At 64.2% G+C, this 13,946-nt stretch carries 16 protein-coding genes; 6 read left to right on the forward strand and 10 right to left on the reverse strand.

Translation table 11 applies throughout. The features are described 5' to 3' along the window. Window positions 1-277 precede the first annotated feature (277 nt). From FJV83_RS20270 to FJV83_RS20295, 6 genes are all read right to left on the reverse strand, one after another. Window positions 278-2,566, reverse strand: a complete 2,289-nt coding sequence (locus FJV83_RS20270) for a PAS domain-containing hybrid sensor histidine kinase/response regulator (RefSeq protein ID WP_095787070.1) — start codon at window positions 2,564-2,566, stop codon at window positions 278-280. Window positions 2,567-2,708: 142 nt separating this feature from the next. Further along, entirely contained in the window at window positions 2,709-3,698 is a 990-nt protein-coding gene (locus FJV83_RS20275; RefSeq protein WP_095772475.1) for an MDR family oxidoreductase, read from the reverse strand. 57 nt (window positions 3,699-3,755) lie between these two features. Next, entirely contained in the window at window positions 3,756-4,253 is a 498-nt protein-coding gene (gene lspA / locus FJV83_RS20280) for a signal peptidase II (protein ID WP_095772476.1), read from the reverse strand. Between the two features lie 13 nt (window positions 4,254-4,266). Then, entirely contained in the window at window positions 4,267-5,124 is an 858-nt protein-coding gene (locus FJV83_RS20285; RefSeq protein WP_095772477.1) for an RNA methyltransferase, read from the reverse strand. After that, window positions 5,125-6,210 (reverse strand): class I SAM-dependent rRNA methyltransferase, encoded by a 1,086-nt coding sequence (locus tag FJV83_RS20290; protein ID WP_142884555.1) that lies wholly within the window; start codon window positions 6,208-6,210, stop codon window positions 5,125-5,127. Between the two features lie 102 nt (window positions 6,211-6,312). Continuing rightward, window positions 6,313-6,798, reverse strand: a complete 486-nt coding sequence (locus FJV83_RS20295; protein WP_095772479.1) for a hypothetical protein — start codon at window positions 6,796-6,798, stop codon at window positions 6,313-6,315. A gap of 101 nt (window positions 6,799-6,899) precedes the next feature. On the opposite strand from FJV83_RS20295, the gene FJV83_RS20300 reads away from it, so the two are divergent. From FJV83_RS20300 to FJV83_RS20310, 3 genes are all read left to right on the forward strand, one after another. Further along, a complete protein-coding gene (locus FJV83_RS20300) occupies window positions 6,900-7,589 on the forward strand; it encodes a YafY family protein (RefSeq protein ID WP_095772480.1) in 690 nt (229 codons plus the stop codon). A gap of 77 nt (window positions 7,590-7,666) precedes the next feature. Continuing rightward, window positions 7,667-8,062, forward strand: a complete 396-nt coding sequence (locus tag FJV83_RS20305) for a VOC family protein (protein ID WP_142884554.1) — start codon at window positions 7,667-7,669, stop codon at window positions 8,060-8,062. Beyond that, window positions 8,059-8,502: an EVE domain-containing protein gene (locus FJV83_RS20310; RefSeq protein ID WP_095772482.1), complete on the forward strand. Its 444-nt coding sequence runs from the start codon at window positions 8,059-8,061 to the stop codon at window positions 8,500-8,502. Before FJV83_RS20305 ends, FJV83_RS20310 begins: the two co-directional genes overlap by 4 nt. Here the strand turns inward: FJV83_RS20310 and FJV83_RS20315 are convergent. From FJV83_RS20315 to sppA, 4 genes are all read right to left on the reverse strand, one after another. After that, a complete protein-coding gene (locus tag FJV83_RS20315; RefSeq protein WP_095772483.1) occupies window positions 8,492-9,457 on the reverse strand; it encodes an ornithine cyclodeaminase family protein in 966 nt (321 codons plus the stop codon). The genes FJV83_RS20310 and FJV83_RS20315 overlap by 11 nt on opposite strands. Before the next feature lie 37 nt (window positions 9,458-9,494). Beyond that, the gene (locus FJV83_RS20320; RefSeq protein WP_142884553.1) at window positions 9,495-9,875 is read right to left on the reverse strand and encodes a DUF1049 domain-containing protein; all 381 of its coding nucleotides are present in this window, start codon (window positions 9,873-9,875) and stop codon (window positions 9,495-9,497) included. A 30-nt stretch (window positions 9,876-9,905) separates the two neighbouring features. Next, window positions 9,906-10,190: an integration host factor subunit beta gene (locus tag FJV83_RS20325; protein WP_006200394.1), complete on the reverse strand. Its 285-nt coding sequence runs from the start codon at window positions 10,188-10,190 to the stop codon at window positions 9,906-9,908. An 80-nt stretch (window positions 10,191-10,270) separates the two neighbouring features. Beyond that, the gene (gene sppA, locus FJV83_RS20330) at window positions 10,271-11,227 is read right to left on the reverse strand and encodes a signal peptide peptidase SppA (protein WP_095772485.1); all 957 of its coding nucleotides are present in this window, start codon (window positions 11,225-11,227) and stop codon (window positions 10,271-10,273) included. A 356-nt stretch (window positions 11,228-11,583) separates the two neighbouring features. On the opposite strand from sppA, the gene lptC reads away from it, so the two are divergent. The 3 genes from lptC to lptB are packed head-to-tail and all read left to right on the forward strand — an operon-like array spanning window position 11,584 to window position 13,701. Further along, window positions 11,584-12,297, forward strand: a complete 714-nt coding sequence (gene lptC / locus FJV83_RS20335; protein WP_095772486.1) for an LPS export ABC transporter periplasmic protein LptC — start codon at window positions 11,584-11,586, stop codon at window positions 12,295-12,297. Then, entirely contained in the window at window positions 12,284-12,883 is a 600-nt protein-coding gene (locus FJV83_RS20340; protein ID WP_142884552.1) for an LptA/OstA family protein, read from the forward strand. The genes lptC and FJV83_RS20340 overlap by 14 nt, the downstream gene beginning before the upstream one ends. After that, complete coding sequence (gene lptB, locus FJV83_RS20345; RefSeq protein WP_010911489.1) at window positions 12,883-13,701, forward strand: LPS export ABC transporter ATP-binding protein; 819 nt, start codon at window positions 12,883-12,885, stop codon at window positions 13,699-13,701. Before FJV83_RS20340 ends, lptB begins: the two co-directional genes overlap by 1 nt. Window positions 13,702-13,946 lie beyond the last annotated feature (245 nt).

The following is a 13,946-nucleotide window of genomic DNA, read 5'->3' on the forward strand; positions in this document are numbered from 1 at the left end:
ACGAGTGATTCTCCTTCGAGCCATCCCTCTTGGCACGGGGATACGGTGTAGGTGCAACAGGATTGTGACAGTACCGTGATAAGGCGTCGCGGGCAATACTTCGTCGGCTGGCGAAAACGGTCAACCGGCTACGTTAGGTGAGGAGGAGCGAGGCGCCTTTCGTTTGCACGGATCAACTCGCCGCGCTTCAAACCCTTGTTTTGATGGGGGTCGCCCTCGATAAATCGGGGCCTCTTTGGGTTGGCGTGCATCAGCCGCCCAGCTGGAAAAAAGCGGATCAGGCCGCAACCTGGCCCTCGACGGCGTTGACGAGCGCATCCGGGTCGAGGGGCTTGGTGACGAAGCCGCTGGCGCCATGGGCAAGCACCGCATGGCGCGTCTTTTCCTGGCTGTCGGCCGACAGCACCATGATCGGCACGGGCGGCGCCGATGTCTCTTCCTCATGGCGGCGGATCGCGGCAATGGCATCCAGCCCGTCCATGACCGGCATATGCAGGTCCATCAGCACCACGTCGAAGCGGTGCTTGTGCCCGGCGCTGGTGACGGCCTCGACGGCGGCCTTGCCATTGCCGACTACCTTGACGCGGTGCCCCGCCTTCAACAGCGTGGCGCGGGCCAGCATGGCATTGATGTCGTTGTCCTCGGCGATCAGCACGGACAAGCCCAACTGGCGGTCGCTTGAAGCGCGCAGCGCAGGGGTGCGGCGCTTTTCCGGCTGCGGCTGGGCAAGGGCCGGCGCATGGCTGGTCAAAAGAACACGCAAAAGTGTTCCACCGCGCACCGGCCGGGCCAGGAAGGTCGCGTAGCCGCTGGCGCGGAATTCGCCAAGCAGGCCGCGGTCGGTCGGTGCGATCAGCGTAACGGCTTCGCAATCCAAAAAGCCGACTTGGCGCAACCGTTTGAGCACTCTCCCATCGCTCTCCTCCATGGCCGCGTCGACCAGAACCACGTCGCAGCCGTCGGCGAAGGAGGCGGCCTGTGCCACCGTGGTGGCGATGGCGGCCGCGCCGCCATTGGCGCGGATGGTGCGGGCGATGGCGTCTGCCTCGACGGCGTTCCTGGACAGGATCACCGCGCGCCTGCCGGCAAGCACGTTCTGCCGGCCCTGAGGCGCCTCGGTGGCCTCCGTGGCCGGGATTTCGAAGACGAATTCCGACCCTTGGCCAAGCCGGCTGGACACCGAAATCGTGCCACCCATGGCAGCCACCAGTCGCTTGGAGATGGCAAGTCCGAGCCCCGCTCCGCCATGTGCGCGCGTCGAGGTGCCGTCGGCCTGTTCGAACTCCTCGAAGATACGCTCCATGTCCTCTTCGCGCAGCCCGGGACCGGTGTCGGTGATGGTGAAGCAGATGCGGTCGGTGGTCTCGGTGCGGGCGCGCGCGATGCTGACCAGCACACCGCCGCCGTCGGTGAACTTGATGGCGTTGCCGATCAGATTGAGCAGCACCTGCCTGACCCGGCCTGGATCGGCTGTGATCAATTGCGGTACATCCGGTTCGACGTGGCAGCCGAGGCCAATACCCTTCGCGAAGGCGCGGGCGGCGAGCAATTCGATGATGTTGTCGGCGATCTCGCGCACCGACATGGGCTGCGGTTCCGGATCGAAGCGACCGGCCTCGATCTTGGAATAGTCGAGCAGGTCCTCGATCAGGGCGAGCAAGGCGCTGGCCGAGGTCGAGATGGCGCCGACATAGGTCTGCTGTTCCGGCGACAGGCTGGTATCGGCGAGCAGCCTGGCCATGCCCATGATGCCGTTCATCGGCGTGCGGATTTCATGGCTGACCGTGGCGAGGAAGCGCGATTTGGCCTGGCTTGCGTATTCGGCGCGCTCGCGCGCGGTGATGAGCGAGGATTCGGCGCGCTTGCGGGCAGTGATGTCGCGGGCGATGGCGCGATGCGATGCCGTGCCGCTGTCCTTGTCGCGCACCGACAGTTCGATCCAGGAGAACCAGCGCGGGCCGCTTGGCGTGCGGATGGCGACATCGGTGGAACTGAGGCACTCATGGTCGGAAAAGGCGGCATCGGGGACGATGCCGACCTCGATGCCAAGTTCGGCCAGGGTCTTGCCGGCAAGATCGCGCTGATCGGCTTCGACCAGATCGGCGAACACCTTGTTGGCATAGACGATGTGGCCGTCGCGATCGCGATGGATGACGAGGTCGCCCAGCGCATCGATGAGACCGCGAAAGCGCTCCTCGCTTTCCTGCATTTCCCACATGCGGTCGGCCAGCGTCTCGATTTCGGCGCGGCTTCGGGCGGTGGTCTCGTCCAGCATTACCACGGTGCGGTGGGCGCTGCGTCTGGCATGGAAATGCATGGCCAGGCCGGCGAGGCCGGTTGCCAGCAAGGCGAGGCTGATGAAGATCGGCGCCCCGGTCAGATGCGCGAGGCCCGCCAGGACCAGGATGGCGACGAAGGTGAGCAGCGGCAGGCCTTCCCGCCTGACCAATTGTTGCTCGGGCACCAGCGGCGGTGCGGCGATGAACCGCCGCGCCGCCGCTGGTGCCGCAACCGCATCGACATCGTCGCCCTTGTTTGCCTGTCGGCTGTCGGATTCCGCGATCATGCGAAACCCTTGCCAGACAGAGATTATGGAAAATTGCGGCGGATCGTTCGAATTTTAGCGGATAGGCGTTTTTGTCCCGGCAGCGGCGGATTCGCCACCGGATTAGGCGATCCATCCGCTGGCTGGAGCCCGCGAGGCGGGCTTACATGTCGACGACGACGCGACCGCGGATCTTGCCGTCGACGATGTCGCGCGCGGCATCGATGATATTGTCGAAGCCGATGGTCGTGGACAGGCTGGCGAGCTTCTGCAGGTCGAGATCGGTGCCGATGCGCCGCCAGGCCTCGAGGCGCACGGCCTTCGGCGCCATCACCGAATCGATGCCGAGCAGCGAGACGCCGCGCAGGATGAAGGGGGCGACGCTCGACGGCAGATCCATGCCGCCGGCCAGGCCGCAGGCCGCGACCGCGCCGCCATAGGAGGTCATCGACAGCACATTGGCCAGCGTGTGGCTGCCGACCGAATCGATGCCGCCGGCCCAGCGTTCCTTGGCCAGCGGTTTGGCGGGCTGGCTGAGCTCGTCACGCGAGATCACCTCGGCGGCGCCGAGATTTATCAGATAGGGGCTTTCGGCATTGCGTCCGGTCGACGCAATGACGTGGTACCCGAGGCTGGACAAGATGGAGACCGCGACCGAACCGACGCCGCCGGCTGCACCCGTCACCACCACCGGGCCGCGATCAGGCAGGATGCCGTGCCGCTCCAGCGCCATGACGCAGAGCATGGCGGTATAGCCGGCGGTGCCGACCGCCATCGCGTCATGGGCGCTGATGCCTTCCGGCAGCGGAACCAGCCAGTCGCCCTTGACGCGGGCACGCCCGGCATAGGCGCCGAAATGCGTCTCGCCGACACCCCAGCCATTCAGGATGACCTTGTCTCCCTTGCGCCAGTCGGGATTGGAGGACGAGATGACCGTTCCGGCGAAGTCGATGCCCGGCACCAGCGGCCAGCGGCGGACCACCGGCGCCTTGCCCGTAATGGCCAGCCCATCCTTGTAGTTCACCGTCGTCGCCTCGACCGCGACGGTGACGTCACCCTCCATCAGGTCGGCTTCGGTGAGATCCGTCACGGCGACCGACTGTTTCTTGTCGGCGTCGCGCGAGACGAGGATGGCTTTGAAGGTTTCGGACATCTTTTTCTCCGCGAACTTGCTTGGCGTCCTTGACTGTGCGGCGATGGCCGCGTGGGGTCAATCTTTGGAAGATTTGGCGTTCGAAGCTTTGGGCTCGCGACGCCAGCCGATGAGTTCGTCGAAGACGACCAGTGCCGCGCCCACGGAAATGAAGGCGTCGGCGAGGTTGAAGATGGCAAAGGACCAAACCGGCGTGTGGAACAAGATGTAGTCGATGACGTGGCCGTAGACGGCACGGTCGATCAGATTGCCCAGCGCGCCGCCGGTGATCAGGGCAAAGCCGGTGCGGGCGATGACATGGCCCGATGGCGTGCGGGTGGCGAGGTAGAGCACGAAAGCCACGACCATAACGGCGATGACCACCAGGCCGGTATCGCCGAAGGAGGAGAACATCGAGAAGGCGATACCGGTGTTGTAGGTGCGAAACAGCGCCAGGAACGGCACCAGATCGAGCTTTTCCTGGAAGGGCAGGCCGGCCTCGACCAGATGCTTGATCCACTGATCGAGCGCGATGGCCGCGACGACGAGCAGCGCGTAGGGGGACCATGATCTCACGGGCGGGCAACCTTCATTGCTGGTCGGCGATTGGTTCGAGCCTCAGCGCGCCGCGCCGGATCTCGAACAGCATGATGCCGGTGGCGACGGCGAGATTGAGCGAATCGGCGCGGCCCGCTTGCGGGATCCTGAGCAGCCGGTCGCAACTCGCTGCCAGGCTTTCAGGCAGGCCCTGTTGCTCATTGCCCATCATCAGCAGCACAGGCCCACGGGAAAAATCGACCGAGCGGTAGTCGACCGCACCCTTCAGATGCGTGCCGGCGACAAGGCCAGAAAATCCGCCGCGCCAGGCAAGGAAGGCCTCGGTCGTTGCCTTCGCCACCGGCACGGCGAAGATCGAACCCATGGTGGCGCGCACCGTCTCCACGGAAAACGGGTCCGTGGTGTCGCCGACCAGGATGACACCCTTGGCGCCGACGGCATCGACGGTGCGGATGACGGTGCCCAGATTGCCAGGGTCGCGCACCCGGTCGAGCGCCACCCAGACATCGCCATTGTCGGCGCGGATGTCCTTCAGCGCCAGGAATTTTTGCGAGAAGACGCCGACCACCATTTGCGGATTGTCGCGGCGGGTGATGGCGACAAGCACTTTTTCCGAGACTTCGAGCACCGTGCCGCCGGCGGCAACCGTGCGCGCGGCGACCTTTTCCACCGCCGGGTTGCCGCGCCCGGCCTTGGCGAACACAAGCGTCCTGATCTGCCAGCCCAGGTCGAGCGCATCGATGACCAGCTTCAGCCCCTCCGCCATGAAGGCGTTCTGCTGGTCGCGGAATTTCTTCAGGGCGAGTGCCTTGATGTCCTTGATCAGCGGATTGGCGAGGCTGGTGACTTCCTTCACCTGGCCAGGTGCGCCCACATGCCGTTCGTTCATTCAGGCCACCCAACGCGAAAACAATGAGGTCGAAAGCGCCCTGCCAGCGGACTTTTCGCGAATGATCAGCTCACCCGATTCAACCCTGCCGCCCATGCCGGCGAAGGTGTCGCGCATCAAAGCGTGGATGGCGAAGAAGGAGGCGCGGATCGAATAGGCGGTCAACACCACGGCAAGCGGCTTCGGCGTCAGGATCGCGCGACAGAGATCGGTCAGGGCAGGCAGATCCTCGAACAATTGCCAGACCTCGCCCTTGGGGCCACGGCCATAGGCCGGCGGGTCGAACAGGATGATGTCATAGCGGCTGCCGCGGCGCTCCTCGCGCTCGGCGAATTTCACCGCGTCGTCGACGATCCAGCGGATCGGCTTGCTGCCCAGCCCGGCCATCTCCTGGTTTTCACGCGCCCAGCCGATCGCCTTCTTCGAGGCATCGACATGGGTGACCTCGGCGCCGGCGCGGGCCGCCACCAATGAGGCGAGGCCGGTATAGCCGAACAGGTTCAGCACCTTGACCGGCCGCCTGGCCGCCGCGATCAGCCCGGCCATGTGGTCCCAGTGCGAGGCCTGTTCGGGAAAGACGCCGACATGGCGAAACGAGGTGAAACGGCCGAGATAATCGATGCCGTTATGCTTCATCGGCCAGGTCTCGCCGAGCGGCATCTTCGGGAAACGCCAGCGGCCGATGCCTTCTTCGTCGGTGTCGCCGGTGAAGATGGCGTCGGCACGCTCCCAGTCCCTCGCCGGCAAGGCCTTCTGCCAGATCGCCTGGCCCTCGGGCCGCACGATGCGGTAGGGGCCATATTGTTCGAGTTTCTGGCCGGCGCCGCTGTCGAGCAGCGCATAATCGGCATTCGGCGCCACTTCGAGAATCAGCGGAAGCTGCTCGGCGGGCAGGGCGCCGTCACGGCGGGCAAGGATGCGCGGCGCGGAATTCGGTGCGGGCTGGCTGTCCGGGCTGCCGGCCTGCTTTTCCCGTGGCCTTGCCTCCGACCTTGCCGCACCACGATTGTCGTGCGCACGCGCCTGTTGCGCGCCGTCTTTCGCGGGCGGGCGGCCGTCGCGGCGTTTGTCGCGAAAAGACTTCAAGAAGCAGCATCTCCGGCGGTTCGGCCCGCTTCTGCCACAGCTATGCCCTTCGGCGCAACAAAACCCGCGCGACATTGCGACGGCGGCGCGGTGGCGGGCGGTTCAGCCGCGCCTGATCGCAAGCAGGGCGAGAGCCAGCGAAATGAAGCCGGCGGTTTTGAATGCCGTGACAGCCATGTGGCCGGTTTCCCAACGCAGCCGGATGGCTTCGAAACCATCCGGGATCGGGCCCGGCACCCAGGTGGCGAGGACATCATTGGCCGGTTTGACGAGAACGAACCACAACACGAGCGACAGCGCGTAGAGCAAGGCGGCTACGAGCGCGAACCAGAACGCCGGGCGATCGTCGCGCAGCAGCCAGGCTAGCAGTCCGGGGCAGGCGATTGCCGCGATGTCCAGCGGCGCGCCAATCACCGCGAAGAGCAGGAACTGGCCGTTGAAAACGGTGGTCTCGCGCCAAAGGGCCGGCGACCACTGGGTGAGCCGGGGTGCCGATTCCAGGACGTGGGCGAAAGACGGCCCGAGGCTGAGTGCGGCGACCATGGCAGTCAGCACAGACCAGAACAGCAGGAAACCGTATATCTGCATGCCGGAACAACGGTCCCTCGTCCGAGGAGTTCCGAGCCATCAAGCCGCTTGCGGCGCCAAGCATGGCGGCCCTATCGTTCGTCGCCAACGGATTGCCATTGATGTCCCGCTCCGAACGCCTGCTCGACCTGATCCAGTCGCTGCGCCGGCACCGCTGGCCGGTGAGCGGGCAGGCGCTGGCCGATGAGCTCGGGATTTCGATCCGCACGCTCTACCGCGATATCGCCACGCTGAAGGGGCAAGGCGCGCCGATCGAGGGCGAGGCGGGACTGGGCTATGTGCTCAAGCCCGGCTTCATGCTGCCGCCGCTGATGTTCAGCGACGAGGAGATCGAAGCCATCGTGCTCGGTTCGCGCTGGGTTGCCAAGCAGCCGGACCAGCGTCTTTCGGCCGCTGCCGCCAATGCGCTGGCCAAGATCGCGGCCGTGCTGCCGGAGGATCTGCGCGAGGATCTCGATGCCTCGACCCTGTTGGTCGGGCCGCAGATGACGGCCATTGAAGGCATAGATCTTGGCGTCGTGCGGCAGGCCATCCGCCACGAACGCAAACTCGGTTTTCTCTACCGCGATGCCGGTGGTGCTGCTTCGCAACGTATCGTCTGGCCGTTCGCGCTCGGCTTCTTCGACAAGGTGCGGGTGGTGGTGGCGTGGTGCGAGATGCGACAGGATTTCCGGCATTTTCGCGCCGATCGCATATCCGGCCTCGACGCCGTCGATGCGCGCTATCCGCGTCGCCGCCAGGCGCTGCTCAAGGAGTGGCGGGCAACGCTCGACAAGCCGCGCGGGCCATGATGCCTACTGCCAGAATCTGACAGTAGCTTGCCCTATATCAGCCAAGTCGAAACGTTGAAACAGCTTGGAGAGCAGTCATGGTAAGCCCGAATTTCGTCATTCTCTATGTCGACCAGCCGCTCAAGAGCGGTGCCTTCTACAGCGCGCTGCTGGGGCGCGAGCCGCTCGAAAGCGCGCCGGCCTTCGTGCTGTTCGTGCTCGACAACGACTTCAAGCTCGGCCTGTGGTCGCGCCATACGGTCGAGCCGGCGGCGGCCGCGGCCGGTGGCGGCGCCGAGATCGTGTTTGCGCTGGAGACGCCGGATGCGGTCGACGCAACCCACGCCGACTGGTCCGGACGTGGCTTGGAGATCCTGCAGACGCCGACCGACATGGATTTCGGCCGCACTTTCGTTGCGCTCGATCCCGACAACCACCGCCTGCGCGTCTACTGGCTGTCCGACGGGCAACAGGCCGATGGAGAGCAGAAATGAGCGCGTATTGGATCGCCGTTGCGTCGGCCGAACATGTCCGGCGCGGCCGAAAGGACGGTTTCATGCAGGTCAATCACGGCAAGGCGGCGCCGCTGCGTCGCGTCAAGCCCGGCGACGGCATCGTCTACTATTCGCCGACCACAGTTTTGCGCGAAAAAGACGGCCTGCAGGCATTCACGGCAATCGGCACGGTGCGGGAAGGAGAACCCTATCAGGGCGACATGGGCGGCGGCTTCACGCCGTTCCGGCGCGATGTCGAGTGGATGGCGGCTGAAGAAGCGCCGATCAAGCCGTTGCTCGAACGGCTGGACTTCACCGCCGGCAAGTCGAACTGGGGATATCAGCTGCGCTTTGGCCTGTTCGAAATCACCGATCACGATTTTCGTCTGATCGCAGAGGCGATGGGTGCTGCAAAGAAACTTGCAGAAGCTAGGGCTTGAGAGCCTTGTAGACGGCAATGCCCGCTGCAAGGTCCTCGAGTGCCGCGCCAACCGACTTGAACAGCGTGATCTCGTCAGGGCTCTCTCTGCCCTTTTTCCGGCCGCGCGCCAATTCGTGCAGGTCGGCGACGATGGCGTCCGTCTTCAGCACGCCCGAGGCCAGCGGCTGGACGATGTCGCCGGCTTCCTTGGTGGCGCCGGCGCGGGTGTCGACATACACGCGGGCGCGGGCGATGGCGTCGTCATCACTTTCACGCATCGTCGGGGTGAAGCCGCCGACCAGGTCGACATGGGTGCCTGGCCGCAACAGAGCGCCCTTGATCAGCGGCGTGGTGGTGATCGTCGCCGAGGAAACGATATCGGCCTCACCAAGCTCGGTATCGAGGTCGGTCGCGGTGCTGGCCGCAAAGCCATCGGCGCGCAAATCGGCCGCGACTTTCTCGGCGTTTGCCGGGGTGCGGTTCCATATGCGGATGGTTTTGATCGGCCGCACGGCCGAATGCGCCTTGGCGAGGAACGGCGATAGGGCGCCCGCGCCGACCACAAGCAGCCGCGAGGCGTCGTCGCGGGCAAGGTAGGAAGCCGCCAGCGCCGAGGCGCAGGCGGTGCGCCATTGCGTCAGCCGCTGGCCGTCGATCAGGGCTTCCGGTTCGCCTGTCGCGCCATTGAGCAGGAGATAGAGCCCCATCACGGCGGGCTTGCCGATGGCGTTGTTGTCGGGCGAGACGGTGACGATCTTGACGCCGATATGGCCGCCGGAAGACGTGCCGGCGGCGTTGAAATCGGTCCATGCCGGCATCAGCAGCAAGGTCGAGGCGGCACCATCGGGCCGTTCGACAGCGTGATGATGCCTGACCGGCTGCACCGCACCTTCGCGGAATGCCGCGCGCAACGTCTCGACCAGTCCGGGAAAGGTCAGCGCACTGTCGACCTCGGCGGCCGAAATGGTCAGCATGAACAGCTCCGCGGAACGAAAGGCGCCGGCCGGCCCATCAACTGGTCGGCTTTGGCAATGCCGACCCTTGGGCCGACCCTTGGGCCGACCCTTGGGCCTGTCCTTGGGCTGATCCCTGCGGCGCTGATGGCGCGCGGCTGACCGCCTGGCGCAGGTTTTCCGCCTCGACGCCGCGCTGGCGCGCCAGTTTGCGGTAGCGGCCCTGCTTGACCCAGGTCGCCAGGCTGCCGACGATCATGCCGATGGCAAGCGCCAGGAACAGGAAAATGAACAGCGGCAAGGTGAGCGTCAGCTTCGGATTGCCGGGATTGAACGGATCCAGCGTGAAGGCGACGAGTTCGCGGTTGGCGACGGCCAGCGCGATCAGGATGATCGCCAGGGGCACGAAGACCACGATGAGCATGAAACGATTGAGCATTATGTTTTCCGTCGGAAGTTGGCGCTGCGCCTACTTGCCGCCGTTCAGCCTTTCGCGCAGTTCCTTGCCGGTCTTGAAGAACGGCACCCATTTCTCCTCGACCTCGACGGATTCGCCGGTGCGCGGGTTGCGGCCGGTACGGGCGGGACGGTTTTTCACCGAAAAGGCACCGAATCCGCGCAACTCGACCCGGTTGCCTTCGGCGAGTGCGTCGGTGATCTCGTCGAAGATCGCGCCGACGATGTTTTCGACGTCGCGCAGGAAAAGATGCGGATTGCGCGTGGCAATAATCTGCACAAGTTCGGACTTGATCATCAGACGGGTCCCCGTGAAAGCAGTTCGGTCGAAATTATGAGGATGATTTTATTGGCTTTTTCAGCTGCCCCAAACCGCGCTCAAGGGTGCCAGACAGAAACGAGGCCGTCAAGAAACAAGCGGTCGGCGCCAAGTTCGTGGATGACATCACTGCTGTAGTCCGGCAGGCCAAGCGCGCTGCCCACCGTTTTTACCATGGCTTTTGACCACAGGAAGCTGCCGCGCCGCTCCGTATCCTTCCATTCGACCACCTTGAGCTTGGCGTCGACACCCTTGGCCGCCAGCCAGTCGATCGCCTCGGTTTCGCCGCCGACGGCGTCGATCAGCCCGTTGGCGACACCCTGGCGGCCAGTAAAGATCGATCCGTCGGCCAGCGCCAGCGCCTGTTCGTGGGTCATCTTGCGGCGTTCGGCGACGATGCCGACAAACCAGTCGTAGCTGTCGAGGATGAGCTTGCGGACCATGGCGCGCTCGTCGTCATTGGTCGGCTTGAAAGGAGAAGGCGAAGCCTTGAGCGGCGAGGATTTCACCTCCTCCAGCTTGATGCCGAGCTTGTCCATCAGGCCGCTGACGTCGGGATACTGGATCAGCACGCCGATCGAGCCGACGATCGAGGTCTTGCGGGCGACGATGTGGTCGGCCGCACTTGCGATCATATAGCCGGCCGATGCGGCGAGCGTGCCGACTTCGGCCACAACCGGCTTGTCGGCGGCGACCTTGCGCACCTCCTCATAGATCGATTCACCGCCGACGGTGGTGCCGCCGGGTGAATCGATCGCGAGGATCACGCCCTTCACCTTCGACGACTTGCGGATGTCTTCCAGACGCTTGATCAGGTCCTCGTCCTCGGTGATCGTGCCTTCGATCCTGACCTTGGCAATATGGTCGACAGCCGAGCCGCCGAGATCGTCGCGATAGAACCAGGCCGACAGCGCGATCACGCCGAGGGCCACGATGCCGATGGCCGCAACACGCCAGAATGTCAGCTTGCGCCGCAAACGGCGGCGGTCGATCAGGTCGTCGGCTCTCAATGCCATGGTCAGCCTCACGGTCGGCGGGAAGAGACGCTTTTAGACCATGATGTCGTCATCGGGAAGCAGTTCCGCTTGCCTGTGGCGCGGCAATCGCCCGCGGCGATCCAAACACTGTCCTTTTTGTGACTGGCCTGTGCAAGGCACGCGAGGTAAGGGGAAGAACAGCGGTGATGAAAAAAAGGCGCAGGCGCGCCCATTTCTGCTATGAAGTACCGGCTGTTGTGCCGACCTCGTTTTCGTTTGTACAACCACAGTTGTCACATTTTTGCGGTTTTCGTGGGCTTGTGCTTGCTTGAGAGTGCCGGCCCCCCACCTATAGGCGGTGTTCCTTGGCGGGCAGGGTCTAGAAGAAAGCAGTCATGTTAGCGCGATCGAATGAACCGACCAGCCCCGAGACGGCGTTGGCTCCCCCGGCGGATGGCTGGACGCGGGGCGATGCGTTCGACCGCGCCCAACGTCATTCGCGCCGCGTGCGCGTGCTCAAATTCGCCGTGCCCCTGGCCGCGGCGCTGATCGCCGTCGCCTTCCCGATCTATTCCTATCTGGCCGCCCCCGTCTCGGTCGCGGTGCAGTCGGAAGGCGCCGCCTTTTCCAACGGCAAGCTGGTGATGGCCAATCCCAAGCTCAACGGTTTCACCAAGCAGAAGCAGCCCTATTCGATGACAGCCCTGCGGGCGATCCAGGATGTCAGCACGCAAGGCATCATCGAGCTCGAAGGCATAGACGCCAAGGTGCCGGTCGGGCCGGACAATGTCGCTGCCATCAAAGCCTCGCACGGTATCTACGATCGCGACGGCAATACGATGAAAATGACCAGCGACGTCATGATCACCACGACCGACGGCATGCAAGCCAAGTTCAAATCGGTCTTCCTCGACATGGGCAAAGGCACTATGAAGACGGACGACCCCGTCGACGTCAGCAGTGGCGGGTCGCAAATCACAGCGGATTCCCTGTCGGTCCAGGACAATGGCAAGATCCTGGTGTTCGAGAAGAGGGTGCGCGTCAACATCGATCCCGCCAGCGTGAAGGCGGCTGAGGCAAAGGGCGAAGAATCGAATGTGGCACAATAGTTCGACACGGCTTGCGGCCGCAACTTCGGTGCTGCTCCTGCTGGGCCTTGTGCCGTCGGTGGCGCAGTCGGGTGCCAGCAGCCAGGTGTCCGGGCTCAAATTGTCCGGCGACAAGCCAATCCAGATCGAAAGCGACAAGCTGGAGGTGCGGCAGGCCGAGAACCTCGCCGTGTTCACCGGCAACGTCACTGTCGTCCAGGGGCCAACCCTGCTCAAGGCCGGCAAGATGATGGTGTATTACGTCAAGGATCCCAACGCGGCCGCCAAGGGTACCGAAGCGGCGGGTGCCGCGATGACCGGCTCCGCCAACATTGACCACCTCGAAGTCAGCAGCAAGGTCTACATCAAGTCGAATGACCAGGTTGCGACCGGCGACAATGGCACCTTCGACATGAAGACGCAGGTGCTGGTCCTGTCCGGCAAGGAAGTGGTGCTGTCGCAAGGCCCCAACGTGCTCAAGGGCTGCAAGCTGACCGTGCAAATGAAGACTGGCCTGGCCAATGTCGATGGTTGCGGGGGACGTGTCATCATGTCGATGACCCCGCCGAAATCGGATGCGCCAAAGGCGGGAGCGACGAACCCCTGATGGCCAGCCTGTCATCGCTGACGGCGCGTCTTCCGGGACGTGCCGCAGCCAAGGTTTCGGCTCCGGCCACGATCACCGTCGACAAGACGAAGTTCAAGGGAACCTTGATCGCCAAGGGCCTGACCAAGAGCTACAAGGGCCGCAAGGTGGTCAGCGGCGTCACGCTCGGCGTGCGCGCCGGCGAGGCCGTCGGGCTGCTCGGCCCAAACGGCGCCGGCAAGACCACCTGTTTCTACATGGTTACCGGCCTTGTGCCGGTGGATGAAGGCACGATCGAGATCGACGGTTTCGACGTCACCTCGATGCCGATGTATCGTCGCGCGCGCCTCGGTATCGGCTATCTGCCGCAGGAGGCGTCGATCTTCCGAGGCCTCAATGTCGAGCAGAATATCCGCGCCGTGCTCGAAGTGGTCGAAAAGGATCGCAAGGTGCGCGAGCGCAATCTCGACGAACTGCTCGAGGAATTCCACATCAGCCATCTGCGCAAGGCGCCATCCATGTCGCTCTCCGGCGGCGAGCGGCGGCGCCTGGAAATCGCACGCGCGCTGGCGACGCGCCCGGCCTACATGCTGCTCGACGAGCCCTTTGCCGGCATCGACCCGATCGCCGTCGCCGATATCCAGCAGCTTGTGCGCCATTTGACGGCGCGCGGCATCGGTGTCCTCATCACCGACCACAATGTGCGCGAGACGCTCGGGCTGATCGACCGTGCCTACATCATCCATGCCGGCCAGGTGCTGACCCATGGCCGCGCCGACGAGGTGGTGGCGAACCCGGATGTGCGGCGGCTTTACCTCGGCGAGGGCTTTACGCTCTGACCTTTTTTCTCATGCAATTCCGGCTGGAGGATCGTTTCCGGAAATTTGCCTTAGGCGTGAAATTTGTTTCCTGGCACGATTTTTTGCGTGTCGCGGGCTGATTTTTCGCGATTTTGCTCCGAGATAACGCTCCGGTAAGCGGCTTTTGCTAGGCTTTGCCTTGACAAGCAAAAGCCGGGCCAGTTTTTATGGCCGGCTGCCGAATTCGTTTCGGGAGGCGCGGACGCGTAGAGGAGGCGTTTGAA

Source organism: Mesorhizobium sp. WSM4307 (assembly GCF_007003945.1).
Classification (GTDB): domain Bacteria; phylum Pseudomonadota; class Alphaproteobacteria; order Rhizobiales; family Rhizobiaceae; genus Mesorhizobium.

Coding starts and splice junctions, on each gene's coding strand:
- FJV83_RS20305 (WP_142884554.1), top strand. CDS start 7,667: ATGGTAAGCCCGAATTTCGTCATTCTCTATGTCGACCAGCCGCTCAAG.
- FJV83_RS20340 (WP_142884552.1), top strand. CDS start 12,284: ATGTGGCACAATAGTTCGACACGGCTTGCGGCCGCAACTTCGGTGCTG.
- FJV83_RS20310 (WP_095772482.1), top strand. CDS start 8,059: ATGAGCGCGTATTGGATCGCCGTTGCGTCGGCCGAACATGTCCGGCGC.
- FJV83_RS20285 (WP_095772477.1), bottom strand. CDS start 5,124: ATGAACGAACGGCATGTGGGCGCACCTGGCCAGGTGAAGGAAGTCACC.
- FJV83_RS20275 (WP_095772475.1), bottom strand. CDS start 3,698: ATGTCCGAAACCTTCAAAGCCATCCTCGTCTCGCGCGACGCCGACAAG.
- lptB (WP_010911489.1), top strand. CDS start 12,883: ATGGCCAGCCTGTCATCGCTGACGGCGCGTCTTCCGGGACGTGCCGCA.
- FJV83_RS20315 (WP_095772483.1), bottom strand. CDS start 9,457: ATGCTGACCATTTCGGCCGCCGAGGTCGACAGTGCGCTGACCTTTCCC.
- FJV83_RS20270 (WP_095787070.1), bottom strand. CDS start 2,566: ATGATCGCGGAATCCGACAGCCGACAGGCAAACAAGGGCGACGATGTC.
- FJV83_RS20325 (WP_006200394.1), bottom strand. CDS start 10,190: ATGATCAAGTCCGAACTTGTGCAGATTATTGCCACGCGCAATCCGCAT.
- sppA (WP_095772485.1), bottom strand. CDS start 11,227: ATGGCATTGAGAGCCGACGACCTGATCGACCGCCGCCGTTTGCGGCGC.
- FJV83_RS20300 (WP_095772480.1), top strand. CDS start 6,900: ATGTCCCGCTCCGAACGCCTGCTCGACCTGATCCAGTCGCTGCGCCGG.
- FJV83_RS20320 (WP_142884553.1), bottom strand. CDS start 9,875: ATGCTCAATCGTTTCATGCTCATCGTGGTCTTCGTGCCCCTGGCGATC.
- FJV83_RS20295 (WP_095772479.1), bottom strand. CDS start 6,798: ATGCAGATATACGGTTTCCTGCTGTTCTGGTCTGTGCTGACTGCCATG.
- lptC (WP_095772486.1), top strand. CDS start 11,584: ATGTTAGCGCGATCGAATGAACCGACCAGCCCCGAGACGGCGTTGGCT.